Source organism: Citrobacter sp. B72 (assembly GCF_016894305.1).
GTDB lineage: Bacteria > Pseudomonadota > Gammaproteobacteria > Enterobacterales > Enterobacteriaceae > Citrobacter > Citrobacter portucalensis.
On the sequence record NZ_CP069801.1, the window covers coordinates 2,998,965 to 3,017,282 of the forward strand.

General features: G+C 53.1%; 22 protein-coding genes. 9 read left to right on the top strand and 13 right to left on the bottom strand.

Translation table 11 applies throughout. The features are described 5' to 3' along the window. Positions 1-15: 15 nt before the first annotated feature. The 9 genes from flgJ to flgB are packed head-to-tail and all read right to left on the bottom strand — an operon-like array spanning position 16 to position 7,221. On the bottom strand, positions 16-966 hold the full coding sequence (flgJ, locus tag JQN59_RS14330; RefSeq protein WP_016152632.1) for a flagellar assembly peptidoglycan hydrolase FlgJ: 951 nt from the start codon (positions 964-966) through the stop codon (positions 16-18). After that, positions 966-2,042 carry a flagellar basal body P-ring protein FlgI gene (locus tag JQN59_RS14335; protein ID WP_050579918.1) on the bottom strand — a complete coding sequence of 359 codons (1,077 nt, stop codon included), beginning with the start codon at positions 2,040-2,042 and terminating at the stop codon, positions 966-968. Before JQN59_RS14335 ends, flgJ begins: the two co-directional genes overlap by 1 nt. A gap of 33 nt (positions 2,043-2,075) precedes the next feature. Next, entirely contained in the window at positions 2,076-2,774 is a 699-nt protein-coding gene (gene flgH, locus JQN59_RS14340) for a flagellar basal body L-ring protein FlgH (RefSeq protein ID WP_016152630.1), read from the bottom strand. A gap of 57 nt (positions 2,775-2,831) precedes the next feature. Continuing rightward, positions 2,832-3,614 carry a flagellar basal-body rod protein FlgG gene (gene flgG, locus JQN59_RS14345; protein WP_003036202.1) on the bottom strand — a complete coding sequence of 261 codons (783 nt, stop codon included), beginning with the start codon at positions 3,612-3,614 and terminating at the stop codon, positions 2,832-2,834. 13 nt (positions 3,615-3,627) lie between these two features. Continuing rightward, positions 3,628-4,383, bottom strand: a complete 756-nt coding sequence (locus JQN59_RS14350; protein ID WP_003832161.1) for a flagellar basal body rod protein FlgF — start codon at positions 4,381-4,383, stop codon at positions 3,628-3,630. Positions 4,384-4,403: 20 nt separating this feature from the next. Next, entirely contained in the window at positions 4,404-5,660 is a 1,257-nt protein-coding gene (gene flgE / locus JQN59_RS14355; RefSeq protein ID WP_149608143.1) for a flagellar hook protein FlgE, read from the bottom strand. A gap of 26 nt (positions 5,661-5,686) precedes the next feature. Next, complete coding sequence (gene flgD, locus JQN59_RS14360; RefSeq protein ID WP_003832158.1) at positions 5,687-6,385, bottom strand: flagellar hook assembly protein FlgD; 699 nt, start codon at positions 6,383-6,385, stop codon at positions 5,687-5,689. Between the two features lie 11 nt (positions 6,386-6,396). Beyond that, a complete protein-coding gene (gene flgC, locus JQN59_RS14365; protein ID WP_003036191.1) occupies positions 6,397-6,801 on the bottom strand; it encodes a flagellar basal body rod protein FlgC in 405 nt (134 codons plus the stop codon). A gap of 3 nt (positions 6,802-6,804) precedes the next feature. After that, positions 6,805-7,221, bottom strand: a complete 417-nt coding sequence (flgB, locus tag JQN59_RS14370; RefSeq protein WP_003036189.1) for a flagellar basal body rod protein FlgB — start codon at positions 7,219-7,221, stop codon at positions 6,805-6,807. A 157-nt stretch (positions 7,222-7,378) separates the two neighbouring features. On the opposite strand from flgB, the gene flgA reads away from it, so the two are divergent. From flgA to flgN, 3 genes are all read left to right on the top strand, one after another. Further along, positions 7,379-8,038: a flagellar basal body P-ring formation chaperone FlgA gene (flgA, locus tag JQN59_RS14375; protein ID WP_008784358.1), complete on the top strand. Its 660-nt coding sequence runs from the start codon at positions 7,379-7,381 to the stop codon at positions 8,036-8,038. A gap of 93 nt (positions 8,039-8,131) precedes the next feature. Beyond that, positions 8,132-8,425, top strand: a complete 294-nt coding sequence (gene flgM / locus JQN59_RS14380; protein ID WP_048214469.1) for a flagellar biosynthesis anti-sigma factor FlgM — start codon at positions 8,132-8,134, stop codon at positions 8,423-8,425. 3 nt (positions 8,426-8,428) lie between these two features. Then, a complete protein-coding gene (gene flgN, locus JQN59_RS14385) occupies positions 8,429-8,851 on the top strand; it encodes a flagella biosynthesis chaperone FlgN (RefSeq protein WP_003036178.1) in 423 nt (140 codons plus the stop codon). An 85-nt stretch (positions 8,852-8,936) separates the two neighbouring features. Here the strand turns inward: flgN and murJ are convergent, their stop codons facing one another. The 4 genes from murJ to rimJ all read right to left on the bottom strand — a co-directional run bounded on the left by murJ (position 8,937) and on the right by rimJ (position 12,886). Beyond that, entirely contained in the window at positions 8,937-10,472 is a 1,536-nt protein-coding gene (murJ, locus tag JQN59_RS14390; protein WP_003832150.1) for a murein biosynthesis integral membrane protein MurJ, read from the bottom strand. Between the two features lie 222 nt (positions 10,473-10,694). After that, a complete protein-coding gene (locus JQN59_RS14395) occupies positions 10,695-11,618 on the bottom strand; it encodes a Gfo/Idh/MocA family protein (RefSeq protein ID WP_032942955.1) in 924 nt (307 codons plus the stop codon). A 1-nt stretch (position 11,619) separates the two neighbouring features. Beyond that, positions 11,620-12,267, bottom strand: coding sequence for a YceH family protein (locus JQN59_RS14400; protein ID WP_020996497.1), 648 nt, complete (start codon positions 12,265-12,267; stop codon positions 11,620-11,622). A gap of 34 nt (positions 12,268-12,301) precedes the next feature. Further along, a complete protein-coding gene (gene rimJ, locus JQN59_RS14405; protein ID WP_003832145.1) occupies positions 12,302-12,886 on the bottom strand; it encodes a ribosomal protein S5-alanine N-acetyltransferase in 585 nt (194 codons plus the stop codon). Between the two features lie 259 nt (positions 12,887-13,145). Here rimJ and mdtH point away from each other — a divergent pair, with 259 nt between their 5' ends. The 6 genes from mdtH (at position 13,146) to solA (ending at position 18,315) form a co-directional block, all read left to right on the top strand. Continuing rightward, positions 13,146-14,354, top strand: coding sequence for a multidrug efflux MFS transporter MdtH (gene mdtH, locus JQN59_RS14410; protein WP_003832142.1), 1,209 nt, complete (start codon positions 13,146-13,148; stop codon positions 14,352-14,354). A gap of 114 nt (positions 14,355-14,468) precedes the next feature. Continuing rightward, complete coding sequence (locus JQN59_RS14415) at positions 14,469-15,029, top strand: lipoprotein (protein WP_020996498.1); 561 nt, start codon at positions 14,469-14,471, stop codon at positions 15,027-15,029. Between the two features lie 104 nt (positions 15,030-15,133). After that, entirely contained in the window at positions 15,134-16,180 is a 1,047-nt protein-coding gene (gene pyrC, locus JQN59_RS14420; protein WP_149608144.1) for a dihydroorotase, read from the top strand. Positions 16,181-16,245: 65 nt separating this feature from the next. Beyond that, on the top strand, positions 16,246-16,491 hold the full coding sequence (dinI, locus tag JQN59_RS14425; protein ID WP_003036157.1) for a DNA damage-inducible protein I: 246 nt from the start codon (positions 16,246-16,248) through the stop codon (positions 16,489-16,491). Between the two features lie 340 nt (positions 16,492-16,831). Continuing rightward, positions 16,832-17,086: a biofilm formation regulator BssS gene (bssS, locus tag JQN59_RS14430; RefSeq protein WP_003036154.1), complete on the top strand. Its 255-nt coding sequence runs from the start codon at positions 16,832-16,834 to the stop codon at positions 17,084-17,086. Positions 17,087-17,199: 113 nt separating this feature from the next. Beyond that, positions 17,200-18,315, top strand: a complete 1,116-nt coding sequence (gene solA, locus JQN59_RS14435; protein WP_103014532.1) for an N-methyl-L-tryptophan oxidase — start codon at positions 17,200-17,202, stop codon at positions 18,313-18,315. Positions 18,316-18,318 lie beyond the last annotated feature (3 nt).

Consider the following 18,318-nt stretch of genomic DNA (forward strand, 5'->3'; position numbering starts at 1 on the left):
GTAGACTTGAGCTATTTAAAAGAGATTATCGATGTTCGTGCTGTAGGTTTTGCTCACTTTTTCACTCATCGATTTCAACTGCTGGATCATACTGGTTAATTTTCGCGCATAGTTAGGGTCCGTGGCGTAACCCGCATTTTGCAATGCCTGCGCCCCTTGCTCGGCGGTCGCGGCAGCGGTCACTGCCGCATAGCGCGGGTTACGCGATATCAGACCGACATAATCCGACAACGCCTCAAGGTAAGAGCTATAGACGCGGAATCTGGCTTTCACCTTTTTCGCCTCACCGTTCTCATATTCAGTCGTGGTGATTTCAGTGGTTGGACCTTTCCAGCTTCCTGAAGCCTTCACGCCAAAAATGTTAAAGCTCGGTTCACCGTTCTCACGGCGAATTTGTCGCTGCCCCCATCCGGATTCCAGCGCCGCCTGTGCCAGAATCAGATGATGCGGGACGCCGCTTTGCTGGCTGGCCAGCTTAGCCGGCAGCGATAGCTGGGCGAGGAAGTCTTTACTGTCACCTGACAGCGGCTCATCATTGCTTTCCGTCGCCCGGGGGATGGCTTTGCGGACCAGTTGCGTCAATGCCTGATTTTGATAGCTGGTCACCGTTTCCAGTGAAAACTTCATCGGCACCTGCGGCGCGTCATCCGCAGGTTGCGCTTGCCCTTCAGTCATCTGCTTGACCATCATTTCAGCCAGCCCCAGACCTTTGCCTGCGGTCATTTGCTGCGCAATTTGTTGGTCATACATACTGGTATACAAACGCGTTGAATCGCTGCTAAACACGCCATCTTTCGGCAGCGCTTCACGCATGCTTTTCAGCATCATCTGCACGAACATCCCTTCAACCTGACGGGCGACCGGACGGATATTCGCCGCCGGATCCTGACCCGCTTTCGCTTTCAGTTCGTTCAGTGATTGCGCATCCCAGGCCGCGCTGGTCAGCAGTTTGCTGTCACCAATCATTAGATGATTTCCAGTTTGGCGCGTAAGCAACCCGCGCTCTGCATCGATTGCAGAATGGACATCAGATCCATCGGCGTTGCCCCCAGCGCATTCAGCGCACGCACCACATTGTTCAGGTTGGCGCTGGAACGCACGCTTTGCAGTGAACCACCGCTCTGGCGCAGGTCAATCTGGGTTTGTGGCGTCACCACGGTTTGTCCACCGCCAAATGGTGTGTCCGGCTGGCTGACGTTCGCCTGGCGGTTTACCGTAATCGACAAGTTGCCTTGTGCCACAGCACAGCTATCCAGCGTCACTTCGCGGTTCATGACGACAGATCCGGTGCGCGAGTTGATAATCACTTTCGCATCCTGCGGCGTGACATTCACCTCAATATTCTGGATATCAGCGAGGAAACGCACCTGCGAGCTGTTACCGCTTGGCACGCGCACCTGAATGGTTCGGGCATCCAATGCTGTTGCGCTACCAAAGCCACGCGCGCGGTTGATGGTGTCGGTAATCTGCTGCGCCATCGTGAAATCTTCATTATTAAGCTGCAGATTAATGGTGTTACCACCGCCGAACTGGCTGGGTAATTCACGTTCGATAATCGCGCCATTGGTAATGCGTCCACCATTGAGCTGGTTAACCTGTACGCTACTGCCACCTGCAGCCGCGCCCGCACCGCCCACCAAAATATTCCCCTGAGCCAAGGCATACACCTGACTATCGACCCCTTTTAACGGGGTCATCAGCAGCGTACCGCCGCGCAGGCTTTTGGCATTCCCCATAGAGGAGACCACTACGTCGATGGTTTGTCCCTGACGACCGAATGCAGGAAACGACGCGGTAACCATCACCGCCGCCACGTTTTTCAGCTGCATATTGGTGCCAGTTGGCACGGTTATCCCCAACTGCGAAAGCATGTTATTGAGCGTTTGCGTCGTAAACGGCGTCTGGGTGGTCTGGTCACCGGTACCATCCAGTCCGACCACCAGCCCGTAGCCTATCAGCGAGTTTTCCCGCACGCCCTGCACGCTTGTCAGGTCACGAATACGGTCAGCATGCGCAAAGGTGGTTATCAGCACCAGTACCATTCCAACAAAAGATTTAAACACTGGGTACCTCGCTTACATCGGCGACAAGTTAAGGAAGAAACGCTGCAACCAGCCCATATTCTGCGCTTCATTGATGTAGCCGTTACCGACGTACTCTATACGCGCGTCCGCAACCTGGGTTGACGGTACGGAGTTGCTGCCACTGATGGTGCGCGGGTTAACGACCCCGGAGAAGCGAATGAACTCAGTGCCCTGATTAATGGCGATCTGTTTTTCACCCACGACATGTAAATTGCCATTCACCAGTACCTGATCGACCGTCACGGTCAACGTACCGCTGAAGGTATTGCTGGCGTTCGCGCCGCCTTTACCGTTAAAGGTGTTGCCGCCGGAGGCTTCTACGTCGGCACGTTCGTTACCAAACAGCCCTTGCAGGTAGCGCGGTACGGTATCAAAACCAAAGTTGGTCTTGCCGTCGCGGCTGGCGTTTGCCGAGGAGCTTTTGCTCGCGCTGACGTTTTCTTGCAATACGATGGTCAGCGTATCGCCAATATTGCGTGGACGACGATCTTCAAAGAGTGGCTGATAACCATAGTTAATCGGTTGTGCCGACTGGAAGATTGAGCCATTCGCCACCGGCGTCGGGCCTGGAACCGGCTGAGCAGACGTTGCGCCCTGCACGAGCGGCGTGGCCGGGATCCAGGCACATCCTGTTAGTGAAACCACCAGCAGGGCTAAAATTGGGTATGGGTGAAGCGCGTATTTTCGCATTGCGGTCATCTTCAAAATCAGTGTGCCGGTGAGGTTTTCACCCCACCGGACTCCACTTTAGAGTTGCGTCAGTTTTTGCAGCATCTGATCGGTGGTCGATACCGCTTTACTGTTGATTTCGTAAGCGCGCTGAACCTGGATCATGTTTACCAGCTCTTCCGCCACATTGACGTTAGAGGTTTCAACATAGCCCTGATACAGCAGACCCGCGCCGTTCAGCCCTGGCGTGCTCTCATTCGGCGCACCGGATGACTGCGTTTCGGTGTACAGATTCTCACCAATGCTTTCCAGACCGGTATCGTTCATGAAGGTTGTCAGGTTAAGCTGCCCGACCTGAACAGGCGCCGCCTGCCCCTGTTGGGTCACGCTGACAATACCGTCACGTCCAATGGTGATACTGAGCGAGTTAGCCGGAATGGTGATGGCAGGCTGAACCTGAAAACCACCCGCCGTCACCAACTGACCGTTCTGATCCACCTGGAAAGAACCGTCGCGGGTATAAGCGGACGTACCATCGGGCAACATGACCTGGAAAAAGCCCTGGCCTTTAATCGCCACATCTTTACTGTTGTTAGTCTGCGACAGGTTCCCCTGACTGTGTAAACGCTCGGTCGCAACCGGACGTACACCGGTACCAATCTGCAAACCAGACGGCAGTGTGGTCTGCTCAGAAGACTGTGCGCCAGGCTGACGAATCGTCTGGTACAACAGATCCTCAAACACGGCACGTTGGCGTTTAAATCCGTTGGTGCTGACGTTTGCCAGGTTGTTGGCAATCACATCCATGTTGGTTTGCTGTGCATCCAGGCCGGTTTTGGCGATCCATAATGAACTGATCATAAAATGTCCTGTATTAACTCATCGACAGCAGTTGGTTGGCGCGGCCCGCGTTATCATCCACGCTACTGATAATTTTCATCTGCATTTCAAAGCGGCGGGCGTTGGCGATCATGTCGCTCATCGCAGCAACCGGTTTAACGTTACTGCCTTCCAGCACGCCAGACATCACACGGATGCTGGGGTCAGCCTGTAACGTCGCACCACGGGTTGCCTGTGCGGCCTGGGTCAGACGGAACATACCGTCATCGCCACGTTGTACTTCAAGCCCTGTAGCCTTCACCAGCTTCAACCGCCCCACTGGCGCGACCGTATTAGCCGGATCGCCAGGGTTAAGTGCAGAAATGGTCCCGTCCGCCGCAATGGTGACTTCCGAGCCTTCTGGTACGGCGATCGGTCCGGCTTCGCCAATTACCGGGTGTCCCTGAATAGTCAGTTCACCCGTTGGGCTCACCTGAATAGCACCGTTACGGGTATATCCTTCACTACCGTCAGCGGTCTGCACAGCCAACCAGCCATCCTGTTGCAGCGCCACATCCAGCGGGCGGGAGGTATAGTCCATCTGACCGGGCGTCATATCGGCCCCCGGCGTGGAGGCCACGACCAGCGTACGCGTCGGTAAAGACAATCCTTCTACAGGAACCGCGCGCAGTGCATTGAGCTGCGCACGAAACCCTGGCGTGGAGGCGTTTGCCAGGTTGCTGGCCGTCACCGCCTGTTGATTCAGCGTCTGACTGGCCGCGCCCATGGCGGTATAAATTGCGTGATCCATTAAGCCATCCCGTCAGGCGCTTAGCGCAGGTTGACCAGCGTGTTGAGGATCTGATCCTGGGTTTTGATGGTCTGCGCGTTCGACTGATAGTTACGCTGGGCGACAATCATATTCACCAGTTCTTTACTCAAATCCACGTTTGACGCTTCCAGCGCGCCGTTGGTCAGCTTGCCGAAGTTACCTTCGCCTGCGGTACCCAGCAGCGCCACGCCGGAAGACTGAGTCGCCGCCCAGACGTTGTCGCCCTGAGACGCCAGACCTTCGTTGTTGGCAAAGTTTGCCAGCACGATCTGTCCCAGAACCTGTTGCTGTTCGTTGGAGTAGTTACCGACCACGGTACCGTCATTGTTAATCTGGTAGCTCACCAGATCGCCCGGCTTGTAGCCGTTCTGATTCGTGGCAACGATGTTGTTGGCACCGGTGTTCTGCTGCATGGAATTCAGGAAGCTCAGGGAGAAGTTCGCCGGAACTGCGCCATTGATCGTACCCGTACCAACATCAATAAACTTTGGCCATTGAGGATCTGTCGGTTTAGGAACAGCCTCATCAGCTGTAGCACTAATACCTATAAACGTACCATTATCGTCAAAACGCATAAACCCGGCTGATTTTGCAGCATCTCCGGTGGAAGCATCCTGAGTGTGAACTTCCCAGCTGTTGCTCTCCTTATTTTTGACATAAAAAATATTCATGTCATGGGCGTTACCCTGGCTATCGAAAACGGTAACGGTGCCTTTTTTGTTGTAGGAGTCCGCATCGCTTGCATTAAACGGAGTCTTGGTTGGCACTTTGTCAGTGGAGTTCAGGTTGACCTGCATTGACGCAGTGGTGGTTGATTTAGCCGCCATCAGCGTATTCGGGATAGTGATCGGTGCCGGGTTCGCACCCTGCTGTATGGTTGGCGGTGTACCGGTAGCCGGATAGCCCGTCAGCTGCAGCCCCTGCATGTTAACGATATTGCGGTTTTCATCGAGCTTGAACTGACCGTTACGGCTGTAGAAAACGGAACCGTTGCTGTCTACCATACGGAAAAAACCGTTCTGGCTGATAGCAACGTCCAGACCACGTCCGGTGTTGGTGGTCGTACCGTCGGTAAAGTCCTGAGTAATACCCGCAACTTTAACGCCCAAACCGACTTTCGAACCGGCAAACATATCGGCAAAAGATGCCGTGCCAGATTTAAAACCGTAGGTGGCGGAGTTGGCGATGTTGTTACCAATGACATCGAGGTTGGTCGCTGCAGCGTTCAGACCGCTGACCGCTTGAGAAAAGGCCATGACTTACTCCTGATAAGTGTGAAGGCTTAAATTATCTGCCGTACTTCGTCGAGGGTGGTGGTTCCATAAGTGCCCAGATCCAGCGTATTACCGCCGTTACTGCGAATAACGCCCTGCACCAGCGCAAACTGAAGCGGCTGTGCCACCAGTTGCGTTCCGCCATTACTGGCAGCAATTGACACGTTGTAAGAACCGCTTGGTGCATCCGTGCCATCGGTCATGGTGCCGTCCCAGGTAAAGGTATGAACGCCCGCTTTCAATCCACCAATGTCAATGGTGCGTACCACTTTGCCGTCTTTATCGGTAATGGTTGCGGTAACCTTATCTGCCGGTTGCTGCAGCTCAACGCCAAATGGGGTTGTCGTAGTTTTGGCACCTTCTTCTGTCCCTTTACCGGTCAGAATGGTCGTACCCGGGATCATGACACCGTGGCCAATCAGCGTACTGGCCTGCAGCGACTGACTGTTGTCGATCTGCCCAGAGATCGATCCCAGCGTAGTGTTCAGTTTCTCAATCCCGCTCACGGTACTGATTTGCGCCAACTGGGTAGTCAGTTCGTTGTTTTGCAACGGGTTGGTAGGGTCCTGGTTTTTCAGTTGTGCAACCAGCAGCGTAAGAAAGCTGCTTTGCAGGTCAGCGGCGTTGCTGCCCGTCAGGGAGCTGTTCCCCGTGGCGGCATTAACCCCCGTCGTGCTCGGGTCATTCATTTTTACAGCAATAGACATGTGCGCCTCCTTTACTGGCCTAGCGTCAGCGTTTTAAGCATCAAGCTTTTCACGGTGTTGAGCACTTCGACGTTTGCCTGGTAGCTACGTGAGGCAGACATGGTGTTGACCATCTCGCCAACAACGTCCACATTCGGCATTTTTACGTAGCCGTTCGCATCGGCCAGCGGATTACCGGGTTCATAAACCAGCTTATCCGGCGCCTGACTTTCAATGACGTCAGCAACTTTTACGCCACCGGTTGCCGCACCTGGCGCAGCATCTACCTGAAAAACAACCTGCTTCGCGCGATACGGCTGACCGTCGGGTCCGCTGACGCTATCCGCATTCGCCATGTTGCTGGCCGCGACGTTCAGGCGTTTAGACTGAGCCGTCAGCGCAGAACCTGCGATATCAAAAATATTTAACAGCGCCACGAATTAGTTCCCTCCTTGCAGCACGTTCATCATGCCTTTGATTTGTCCACCCAGCGCCGTCAGCCCCATTTGATACTTGAGGCTGTTGTCTGCAAATTGCGTGCGCTCCCGGTCCATATCTACCGTGTTGCCATCAAGAGACGGCTGGTCAGGAATACGGTAGAGCAGCTCCGTAGACGGCGCAGAAACGGTCTGGGCTGGGATGTGTTGTGCAGAGGTCAGCGTCAACGAAACGCCGCCGGTTTCTTCCCGTCCTCGCACCATGACTTTTTTTAATTCACTGGCGAAATCCAGATCGCGCGCCTGGTACCCCGGCGTGTCGGCATTGGCAATGTTGGCCGCCAATATTTCCTGGCGTTGGGCGCGCAAATTCAGCGCTTCCTGTTGAAAACGTAAGGCGGCGTCGAGCTTATCGAGCATATCTCCTCCGCAAATGACAAAATTCAGCCGACAGCTTAAATCCCATTACGCGCGCGTTATCGCCGGAATAAACGCAAAATGCGTCGCTATTTGTTGCGTTGATGACTGCGTCACACAGGTAAAATCCTGCCACTACCTGAAAAAGCGCGAGGTTTTGATGCAAACGTTTAAACGTGGAATAGTCGTGGCAGCACTGCTGTTCAGCCCTATGACGCTGGCGCAAGACCTGAATTCGCAGCTAACGGCATGGTTTTCCCAGCGCCTGGCCGGATTTAGCGATGAGGTGGTGGTCACTATCCGAACGTCACCAAACTTATTGCCCAACTGCGAACAACCAGCATTAAGCGTGTCAGGTAGCGCGAAACTGTGGGGCAATGTGAATGTGCTGGCCCGCTGTGCCAACGAAAAACGTTATCTGCAAGTGAACGTGCAGGCGACGGGAAACTACGTTGTTGCCGCTGCGTCCGTAGCGCGAGGTAGCACCCTGACCCCAGCCAGCGTAACGCTGAAACGTGGTCGACTGGACCAACTACCGCCGCGCGCGGTGCTGGATATGAGTCAGGTGCAGGATGCAGTGAGCCTGCGCGATCTGGTGCCGGGCCAACCGATACAGCTTTCGATGTTGCGCCAGGCATGGCGGATCAAGGCCGGTCAGCGCGTACTGGTTATTGCCAACGGAGATGGCTTTCGGGTCAATGCCGAAGGTAAAGCGCTGAACAACGCCGCTGTCGCACAGAATGCACGAGTGCGGATGATTTCAGGCCAGGTGGTGAGCGGCGTCGTCGATTCTGATGGGAATATTCTTATTAACCTATAATAGGTTAAAGATTTTTTAGCGTGTGCCGATAGATAAACAACCAATGATTACAGCGGGCCGCTATAGCGTAACCCCTCGATGAGGAAAAATAAAATGAGCATTGATCGTACCTCACCATTGAAGCCAGTAAGCACCGTTCAGCCGCGTGAAACCAGCGATGCGCCGGTACAAAAAGCGCTGAAGGAAAAAACCACCGCGACCACCAGCACCAGCGTCATGCTGAGCGACGCCCAGGCCAAACTGATGCAGCCCGGCAGCAATGACATCAATATGGAACGCGTGGAAGCACTGAAAACCGCAATCCGTAACGGTGAATTGAAAATGGATACCGGAAAAATTGCCGACTCGCTGATTCGCGAGGCGCAGAGCTACCTACAGAGTAAATAAAGTATGACTCGTTTGTCAGAAATACTTGACCAGATGACGACCGTCCTCAATGACCTGAAAACGGTAATGGATGCTGAACAGCAGCAGCTTTCCGCAGGGCATATCAACGGCAGCCAGCTACAACGTATTACAGAAGAAAAAAGCTCCTTGCTGGCAACCCTTGATTATCTTGAGCAGCAGCGCCGCCTGGAACATGACGCCACGCGCAGCGCCAATGATGAGATTGCTGAACGCTGGCAGACTATCACCAAGAAAACACAGCATTTACGCGACCTCAACCAGCACAACGGTTGGCTGCTGGAAGGGCAGATCGAGCGTAATCAACAAGCAATACAAGTGCTGAAACCGCACCAGGAACCGGCGTTGTATGGCGCAAACGGTCAAACCTCTGCTGCGCACCGCGGCGGGAAAAAATTCTCTATTTGATGTCAGCCTGATAACGTTTTGCTTATCAGGCCTACGCCTTTTGTAGGCCGGATACGGCGTTATGCCGCCATCCGGCATTGATTCATTACGCCGTCCGGCGCACAAACTCTTTTACTTTAAAGCCCAGTACGGCGAGAGCTGCGAAGTAAGCGGCAATACCTGCCACCACGACCGCCATCAGACGCAGCAGACGCCACAACATCGTTCCCTGCGACCAATCCGGCATGATGTAGAGCATCCCAACCAGCACCGCAGACATCACCAGCACGGAAATCACCAGACGCGCCAGGAACCAGCTCCAGCCCGGTTGTGGGGTAAAGATTTTCTGTTTCCGCAGTTGCCAGTACAGCAGTGAAGCGTTCAGACATGCCGCCAGACCAATCGACAGCGACAATCCGGCATGCTTTAACGGCCCGATAAACGCCAGGTTCATCACCTGGGTCATAATCAGCGTCACAATGGCAATCTTCACTGGCGTTTTAATATCCTGGCGCGAGTAAAAGCCCGGAGCCAACACTTTCACCACGATCAAGCCAATCAAACCTACCGAGTACGCCACCAGCGCACGCTGGGTCATCGCGGCATCAAAGGCGGTAAATTTACCGTACTGGAACAGAGACACCGTCAGCGGTTTGGCCAGAATACCCAACGCTACGGCACTCGGTAATGCCAACAGGAAACACAAGCGCAGGCCCCAGTCCATCAGACGACAATATTCATCATGATTACCGCTGGAAAAGCTTTTGGACAGCGATGGCAGCAGGATAGTCCCCAGCGCCACGCCCAGAACACCGGACGGAAACTCCATCAGACGGTCGGCATAATACATCCATGAAACTGAGCCAGAGGCCAGAAACGAGGCGAAAATCGTATTGATGATCAGTGAAATCTGGCTGACAGATACCCCAAGGATCGCTGGCCCCATTTGCTTGACGACACGCATCGCCCCTGCATCACGGAAGTTCACGCGCGGCAGTACCAGCATGCCAATTTTCTTCAAGTGCGGAAGCTGATAAATCAGCTGTAGCACGCCGCCAACCGTAACGGCCCACGCCAGCGCCAGCACCGGCGGGTTAAAATAGGGCGCCGCAAATAGCGCGAAGCCGATCATGCTGATATTCAGAAAGGTCGGGGCAAACGCAGGAATGGAAAAGCGGTTCCAGGTATTAAGGATCGCACCAACCAGTGAGGCCAATGAAATCAGTAGAATATAGGGAAAAGTGATCCGCAGCAGTTGAGTGGTCAGCGCAAATTTATCCGCTGTGTCGGCAAATCCCGGCGCGGTGACTAATATCACCCATGGCGCAGCCAACATCCCGGCTACCGTCACCACGGCCAGCGCCAGCGTCAACAGTCCGGAAACGTAGGCAACAAACACGCGGGTAGCATCTTCCCCCTGCTTGCTTTTGTACTCAGCAAGAATCGGCACAAATGCCTGCGAAAATGCGCCTTCGGCAAAAATTCGGCGCAACAGGTTAGGAAGTTTGAATGCCACAAAAAAGGCATCTGTCGCCATCCCTGCACCAAAGATTCTGGCGACAATCGCATCACGCGCAAAACCCAGCACACGTGAAAACATCGTCATCGAGCTGACGGCTGCCAGCGACTTTAATAAATTCATCTATGTTGTATTCCAGACTCTGAGGCAAAACCCCGACAAACCTGCCCGTAGGTCGGATAAGGCATTCTCGCCGCCATCCGACACTTTTGCTGTGCCTGATGGCGACACCCTGGCACCTTATCAGGCCGACAAACCAGCCTATGGTTGAAAAGAGGTGTTATTTTGAGTGGGCATATAGTACCTGGATTACAATGAATTACTACCGCCAGATGTTACAGGGGGTTATTCAGCCATCGCCTCCCGCCACAGCTTTTCAACAACACGCTGGGCCAGTAGCGCCTGCTCGCCTGCCGTCTGGGGAACCGTCTGATTTTGCACGCACTCAATGAAATGACGGGCACATCCGGCAAAACCACGCTGTTCTAAGGTCGTTTGCCAGCCCGCTATCGGCTTATGAACAACACCTTGCCCACGCTCTTCCCGCCATTCCCGCATATCAGTGACGTCAATCAGGCCGCCGTCCGTCACCGCCTGCACGCTCTCGCGCTGGCTACCGGCACGGCGATGCATACTGGTCGTTATCTGCATTTGACCGACAGAAAAATGATGCTCGGCGTAGAGCATCGCACCAGATTCATTGGTCAGCAGCGTGCCGTTATTTAACTGCGCCTGCCCTCCCGCCAGCCACAAAGCGGTATCGACCACGTGCAGATAGTCGTCCAGCAGAGTGAAGCGCAGATCGTGCGGCCCAACGCTATCCGTACGGTGCTTATCCATACGTACAGACGCTGCGGTGCCCAACTGGGTTTTGAGATCCTGGTACAGCGGTGCAAATCGACGGTTAAACCCGACCATCAGCGTGAGTTTTTTCCGCGCGGCCAGCTCGACCAGTTGCTCAGCCTCGTGCAGGTTTTCCGCCAGCGGTTTATCCACACACACGTGAACTCCGGCATTCAGCAATTCACTAACTACCGCATAGTGCGTCGCGGTACTGGAATGGACGAAAACCGCGTCGCAGGTTTGCGCCAGATTCTTCAATGAATCCACGTAGGGTATTCGCCAGGTGTCACAGATACGCTGTGCTTTATCGCGTGAAGGTGAAAATGCGCCTTGCAGCGTCCAGTCCGCGGAGGTGCCTAGCACGGGTAGCCAGGCCTTTTGTGCAATACCGCCCAGGCCGACTACGCCGATACGTAATTTTTTCACGTTAGTCTCCCAGGTGCGCCAGCAAGGAATCAAGTCGCTGCTTAAGCTCTGCGACTTCCGTTTCCAGCGCTTCCACGCGCGCCTGCAGATCGCCGGAGGCTACAGGGGGTTCATCTGCCGCGGCAATGGCTTCATCAACCTCACCACAAAACAGGTGCATATAGCGACTTTCACGTTTGCCCGGCTCACGCGCCAGGCGGATCACATAAGGCCCATCTTCCCGGTTCGCCAGATTTTCCAGCGTCGACTCCACTTCGGCCATATCGCTGAATTCGTACATACGGGATGCGCGGCTACGCAGTTCACCAGGCGTCTGAGCGCCCCGCAGCAGCAGTGTGGTGATTATGGCCACCTCTGCGGCACTAAGCTTCAGATTGCCAAATTCAGAGTTGCAGAAACGCTGCTCATATTTCGTGACGCGATTGCCAAAACCGCTCACCGTGCGCAGAAAATGTCGCTTAACCAGGTTATCCAACTGCTCCTGCACGTCCGATTCCGACAGGTTCATCACCGGTTCACGATTCGTTTTTTGATTGCAGGCTGTTACGACTCCATTAACGGAGAGTGGGTACTGTTCCGGCGTGGTCACTTGTTTTTCTAATAAACAGCCAATCACTCGTGCTTCGGTGGCGGTTAATTCGTATTTCATCGTCTTCTCCATTAATCATGGCTGCATCTGAAACTTAGCGGCCGGGGGTCCATTCTGATGTGGTCAACGCCGTCAGCACGTGATCGCGCCACTGCCCGTCAATCAGCAGGTAGTCTTTGGCATACCCTTCTTTTTCAAAACCCAGTCGCGCCAGCAGGTCACCGCTGCGCTTATTATGTGGCATGTAGTTAGCCATAATGCGGTGAATATGCTGCGTGCGCTGCATATAACGGATGGCCGAGGTTAAGGCTTCATACATTAGCCCCTGCCCCTGCCATTTCTGCGCAATGGAGTAGCCGAGATAACAGGCATGGAAGGATCCCCGCACCACGTTTGAGAAGTTCGCAACGCCGATAATCTCTTTTTCGTCCGGATCGAGCAGCGCAAAATAATAGGCGGTGCCCTGTTTATGAAACTCAGAGATCATGCTCAGACGCGCCTGCCAGCCGGACGGATAGCAGTGGCTTTCATCGCGAATAGGTTCCCAGGGTTTTAAGAAATGACGATTTTCTGCGTAATAATCTGCCAGACGCCAGGCATCACGCTCATGCACTAAACGCACGACCAGGCGGTCGGTGGTTAAGCGCACTTTTGGCACGTTACTGCGATAGCCAAACATTCTATACCTACTCCTTCCCGTAACGTCTTCAATACGCTATTCGCATTACTATACCTGTGCGAATACGCCCTGTGAAAAGAGCAAAATGCCATTTTTTGAATTATTCACACATTTTGATGAAAACTCTCTATCAAGACGGACTTTTGATAAAAAAATATTGTCCCGCGAAGGGTGGGAAAAGCGATGACGACACCGCAGAATAGGAGGTGCTTATCTTTTAAACTCTATCCAGAGTGACGAGTTTTTCCCTGGAGGGGAAATGTCGCAAGTCTCGCAGGCAAGGAACCTGGGTAAATACTTCCTTCTCATCGATAATATGCTGGTCGTGCTGGGTTTCTTCGTCGTTTTCCCGCTGATCTCAATTCGTTTCGTCGACCAAATGGGCTGGGCCGCCGTGATGGTCGGTATTGCACTAGGATTACGTCAATTTATCCAGCAGGGGTTGGGTATTTTCGGCGGTGCTATTGCGGACCGTTTCGGTGCAAAACCGATGATCGTCACCGGCATGCTGATGCGCGCTGCCGGGTTCGCCACCATGGGCATTGCCCATGAGCCGTGGCTGCTGTGGTTTTCCTGCTTTCTCTCCGGACTGGGCGGTACACTATTCGACCCACCCCGCTCGGCGCTGGTGGTTAAACTGATCCGCCCGGAAAAGCGTGGGCGCTTTTTCTCTATTCTGATGATGCAGGATAGCGCCGGGGCCGTGGTTGGCGCGTTGCTTGGCAGTTGGTTATTGCAATACGATTTTCGTCTCGTCTGTGCCACCGGCGCAATTTTGTTCGTTCTTTGCGCGGCGTTTAACGCCTGGCTGCTCCCGGCATGGAAGCTGTCGACGGTGAAAATTCCAGTGCGCGAAGGGATGAGCCACGTGATGCATGACAAGCGCTTTGTCACCTATGTGCTGACGCTGGCGGGCTATTACATGCTGGCGGTACAGGTGATGCTGATGCTGCCAATCATGGTGAACGACATCGCAGGTTCACCGGCCGCTGTGAAATGGATGTATGCCATCGAGGCGTGCCTCTCATTGACGCTGCTCTACCCAATTGCCCGCTGGAGTGAAAAACGTTTTCGCCTTGAACATCGTCTGATGGCCGGTCTGCTGGTGATGTCTCTGAGCATGATGCCGATCGGTCTGGTGGGGAATTTGCAGCAGTTGTTCACCCTGATCTGTACATTCTATATTGGCTCGATCATCGCCGAACCAGCGCGTGAAACCCTTAGCGCCTCACTGGCGAATGCACGTGCCCGAGGAAGCTATATGGGCTTCAGTCGACTGGGGCTCGCTATCGGTGGCGCAATTGGATATATCGGCGGCGGCTGGCTGTTTGACATGGGCAAGGCCCTGGCACAGCCTGAGTTGCCCTGGATGATGCTCGGTATTATCGGCCTCATCACCTTCCTGGCGCTGGGCTGGCAATTCAGTCTCAAACGCCCAACGAGAGGCATGCTGGAGCCAGACGCCTGATAGCCGAACCTGCTTCCGGGCGCTTTTCAGTTTTTTCTGCTGGCGCCCGGGGCGCTGGTACTCGATGATGCTTTGTGTCACGATTACGCCACATGCATCATGTTGAGGAACCCCATGAAAAAGTTTTTTTTTGCCGCTGCGCTGATTGTCAGCGGCCTGTTGGTTGGTTGTAATCAACTCACGCAATACACGGTTAGCGAGCAAGAAATTAATCAGGCCCTGGCAAAGCATAATAACTTTTCTAAAGATATCGGCTTGCCCGGCGTTGCTGAAGCACACATCGTACTAAATAATCTCGCCAGTCAGATTGGCCGTGAAGAACCCAATAAAGTGACCCTGACCGGTGACGCCAACCTGGACATGAATTCCCTGTTTGGCAGCCAGAAAGCGACCATGAAGCTGAAGTTAAAAGCCTTACCGGTATTTAACAAAGAGAAAGGCGCAATTTATCTGCAAGAGATGGAAGTCGTGGATGCGACCGTGACACCAGAAAAAATGCAGTCGGTACTGCAAACGCTGATGCCTTATTTAAACCAGTCGCTGCGTAACTATTTCAACCAGCAGCCAGCCTACATTCTGCAGGATGACAGTAGCCAGGGTGAAGCTCTGGCGAAAAAACTGGCGAAGGGAATTGAGGTGAAACCGGGGGAAATCATCATCCCGTTCACCGACTAATAAAACTGAGGGCGCCGATGCGCCCTTTTTTTTCGTGCAAACGAAAACGTTTCCGCTTATCCTTTGTTTCCGGCAAAAAGACTATCCTCAGCCGGAGCATATTGATGACTGCACCATCCCAGGTTTTAAAGATCCGCCGCCCAGACGACTGGCATCTTCACTTTCGCGATGGCGACATGTTAAAAACTGTCGTGCCCTACACCAGTGAAATTTATGGTCGCGCCATTGTCATGCCGAACCTGGCACCGCCCGTCACCACGGTTGACGCGGCTATCTCTTATCGCCAGCGCATTCTTGACGCGGTACCTGCCGGACACGACTTCACACCATTAATGACCTGCTACTTAACGGATACGCTGGATCCCAACGAGCTGGAACGTGGATTTAACGAAGGCGTATTCACCGCAGCAAAACTCTATCCGGCCAATGCCACCACCAACTCGACGCATGGCGTAACCTCTATTGACGCCATCATGCCGGTGCTGGAGAGGATGGAAAAATTGGGTATGCCGCTGCTGGTGCACGGCGAAGTGACGCATGCAGATATCGATATTTTCGATCGCGAAGCGCGCTTTATTGAAACGGTGATGGAACCGCTGCGCCAGCGTTTGACCTCGCTGAAAGTAGTATTCGAGCATATCACTACCAGAGATGCTGCCGAATACGTGCGCGACGGTAACGAGCTTCTGGCAGCGACTATTACGCCACAGCACCTGATGTTTAACCGCAACCACATGCTGGTTGGCGGGATTCGTCCTCACCTGTACTGCCTGCCGATCCTCAAACGTAACGTCCACCAACAGGCGCTGCGTGAACTGGTTGCCAGCGGGTTTACGCGCGCCTTCCTCGGTACCGACTCAGCGCCGCACGCACGTCATCGCAAAGAGTCAAGCTGTGGCTGTGCTGGATGCTTTAATGCACCGACCGCACTAGGCAGCTATGCCACCGTGTTTGAAGAGATGAATGCGCTGGACCATTTCGAAGCCTTCTGCTCACTCAACGGCCCACAGTTCTATGGTTTGCCGGTAAATGAGACCTTTATTGAGCTGGAACGCATGGAGCACCTTGTTCCTGAGAGCATAGCGTTGGAAGACGATACGCTGGTGCCTTTCCTGGGTGGCGAAACGGTACGCTGGTCAGTAAAAAGCTAAAAAAAGTGTAGCCAACTGATTCGAATAACTGTATAAATAAACAGTATATTCAACAGGGGGCTACTATGCGTATTGAAGTCACTATTGCCAAAACTTCACCTTTACCTGCCGGTGCAATTGACGCACTGGCAGGTGAACTCTCCCGCCGTATTCAGCACCATTTTCCGGATAACGAAGGTAACGTTACCGTCCGTTATGCCGGCGCAAACAATCTGTCGGTTATTGGCGCGACCAAAGAGGACAAAGAACGCATCAGCGAGATCCTACAGGAAACCTGGGAAAGCGCGGATGACTGGTTCATCAACGAATAAATAACGATATGCAGTGATGTTTGTTTGCCGGGTCGCCCCGGCTTTTTTATACACGCTATCTTGTAATCAATCGCGCATTTCTTCTGACGAGCATTTAATTTAATATTAACCCACCGATTATCTTTTAACCAAAACAACAAAATAATTGTGCAACATACTAAAAAAAAATGAATAACATGTCGGTTTCTTAGTCAGATAACGCTGAAAACAAAAATTTTATGCCCTTCCCTCTTTAAATTTTCAATGAATACCCTTATTTATTGATATACTGAAGTTGCTTCAGAAAAAAACGCATTGAACCTCGAAAACCGTTGTCTAGTAACACGAATTAGGGGGCATGATGGAAAAGAATAATGAAGTCATTCAGACTCATCCGCTTGTAGGGTGGGACATCAGCACTGTTGATAGCTACGATGCGCTGATGCTGCGTTTGCACTACCAAACCCCGAACCGCCCTGACCCGGATGGGACTGAAGTTGGTCAAACGCTCTGGTTAACCACTGATGTTGCCAGGCAATTTATTTCGATATTAGAAGCAGGAATCGCCAAAATTGAATCTGGCGATTACCAGGTAAATGAGTATCAGCGACATTAAACCTGATACATCCAACCATCAAAGGCACCTTAGCGGTGCCTTTCTTATTTCCAGGTTGAATATTCCAGGTCAGTTATTTACCCTTCTACTATCGCGATTGCAGAGAGAAGCGGATGAAATACGACTTAATCATTATTGGCAGCGGTTCGGTAGGCGCCGCAGCTGGATACTATGCCACTCGTGCCGGTCTGAAGGTTCTGATGATCGATGCGCATATGCCACCACATCAACAGGGCAGCCACCACGGCGATACTCGATTAATTCGTCATGCTTATGGCGAAGGCGAAAAATACGTTCCGCTGGTGCTACGTGCGCAAACATTGTGGGATGAACTGTCCACCCATAATGAAGAACCGATTTTTGTTCGCTCCGGAGTTATCAACCTCGGTCCGGCAAAGTCAACCTTCATAGCAACTGCAGCGCAAAGCGCAAAACAGTGGCAACTTAACGTTGAACAATTAGATGCAGCGGCCATCATGGCTCGCTGGCCGGAAATTCGCGTTCCTGACAACTATATCGGTCTGTTTGAAGCGGAGTCCGGTTTTTTACGCAGTGAGTTAGCAATTAAAACCTGGATCCGTCTGGCGGAAGAAGCAGGCTGTGCGCAACTGTTTAAATGCCCGGTCAGCGCAATTCATCACGGTGATGATGGCATCACGGTAGAAACGGCTGACGGTGACTACCATGCGAAAAAAGCAGTGATCAGCGCCGGTACCTGGGTGCAGGCTTTAGTCCCTGAACTACCGATACAACCGGTGCGCAAAGTGTTCGCCTGGTATCAGGCCGATGGGCGCTACAGCGTTAAGAATAACTTCCCGGCTTTCACCGGCGAGCTGCCAAATGGCGATCAATACTACGGTTTCCCGGCTGAAAACGACGAGCTGAAAATTGGTAAGCACAATGGCGGACAGGTAATCCATTCTGCAGAAGAGCGTAAGCCATTTGCCGCTGTAGCCAGCGACGGTTCTGAAGCCTTCCCATTCCTGCGCACAATTCTGCCTGGCGTTGGCTGTTGCCTGCACGGCGCATCCTGCACTTACGATAATTCACCAGATGAAGACTTTATAATTGATACTCTGCCTGAACATGACAACACGCTGATCATTACCGGACTGAGCGGACATGGCTTTAAGTTTGCCTCTGTACTGGGAGAGATTGCGGCAGACTTCGCTCAGGACAAACCGTCTGACTTTGACCTGACCCCCTTCAGGCTAAGCCGTTTTAAGTGATAA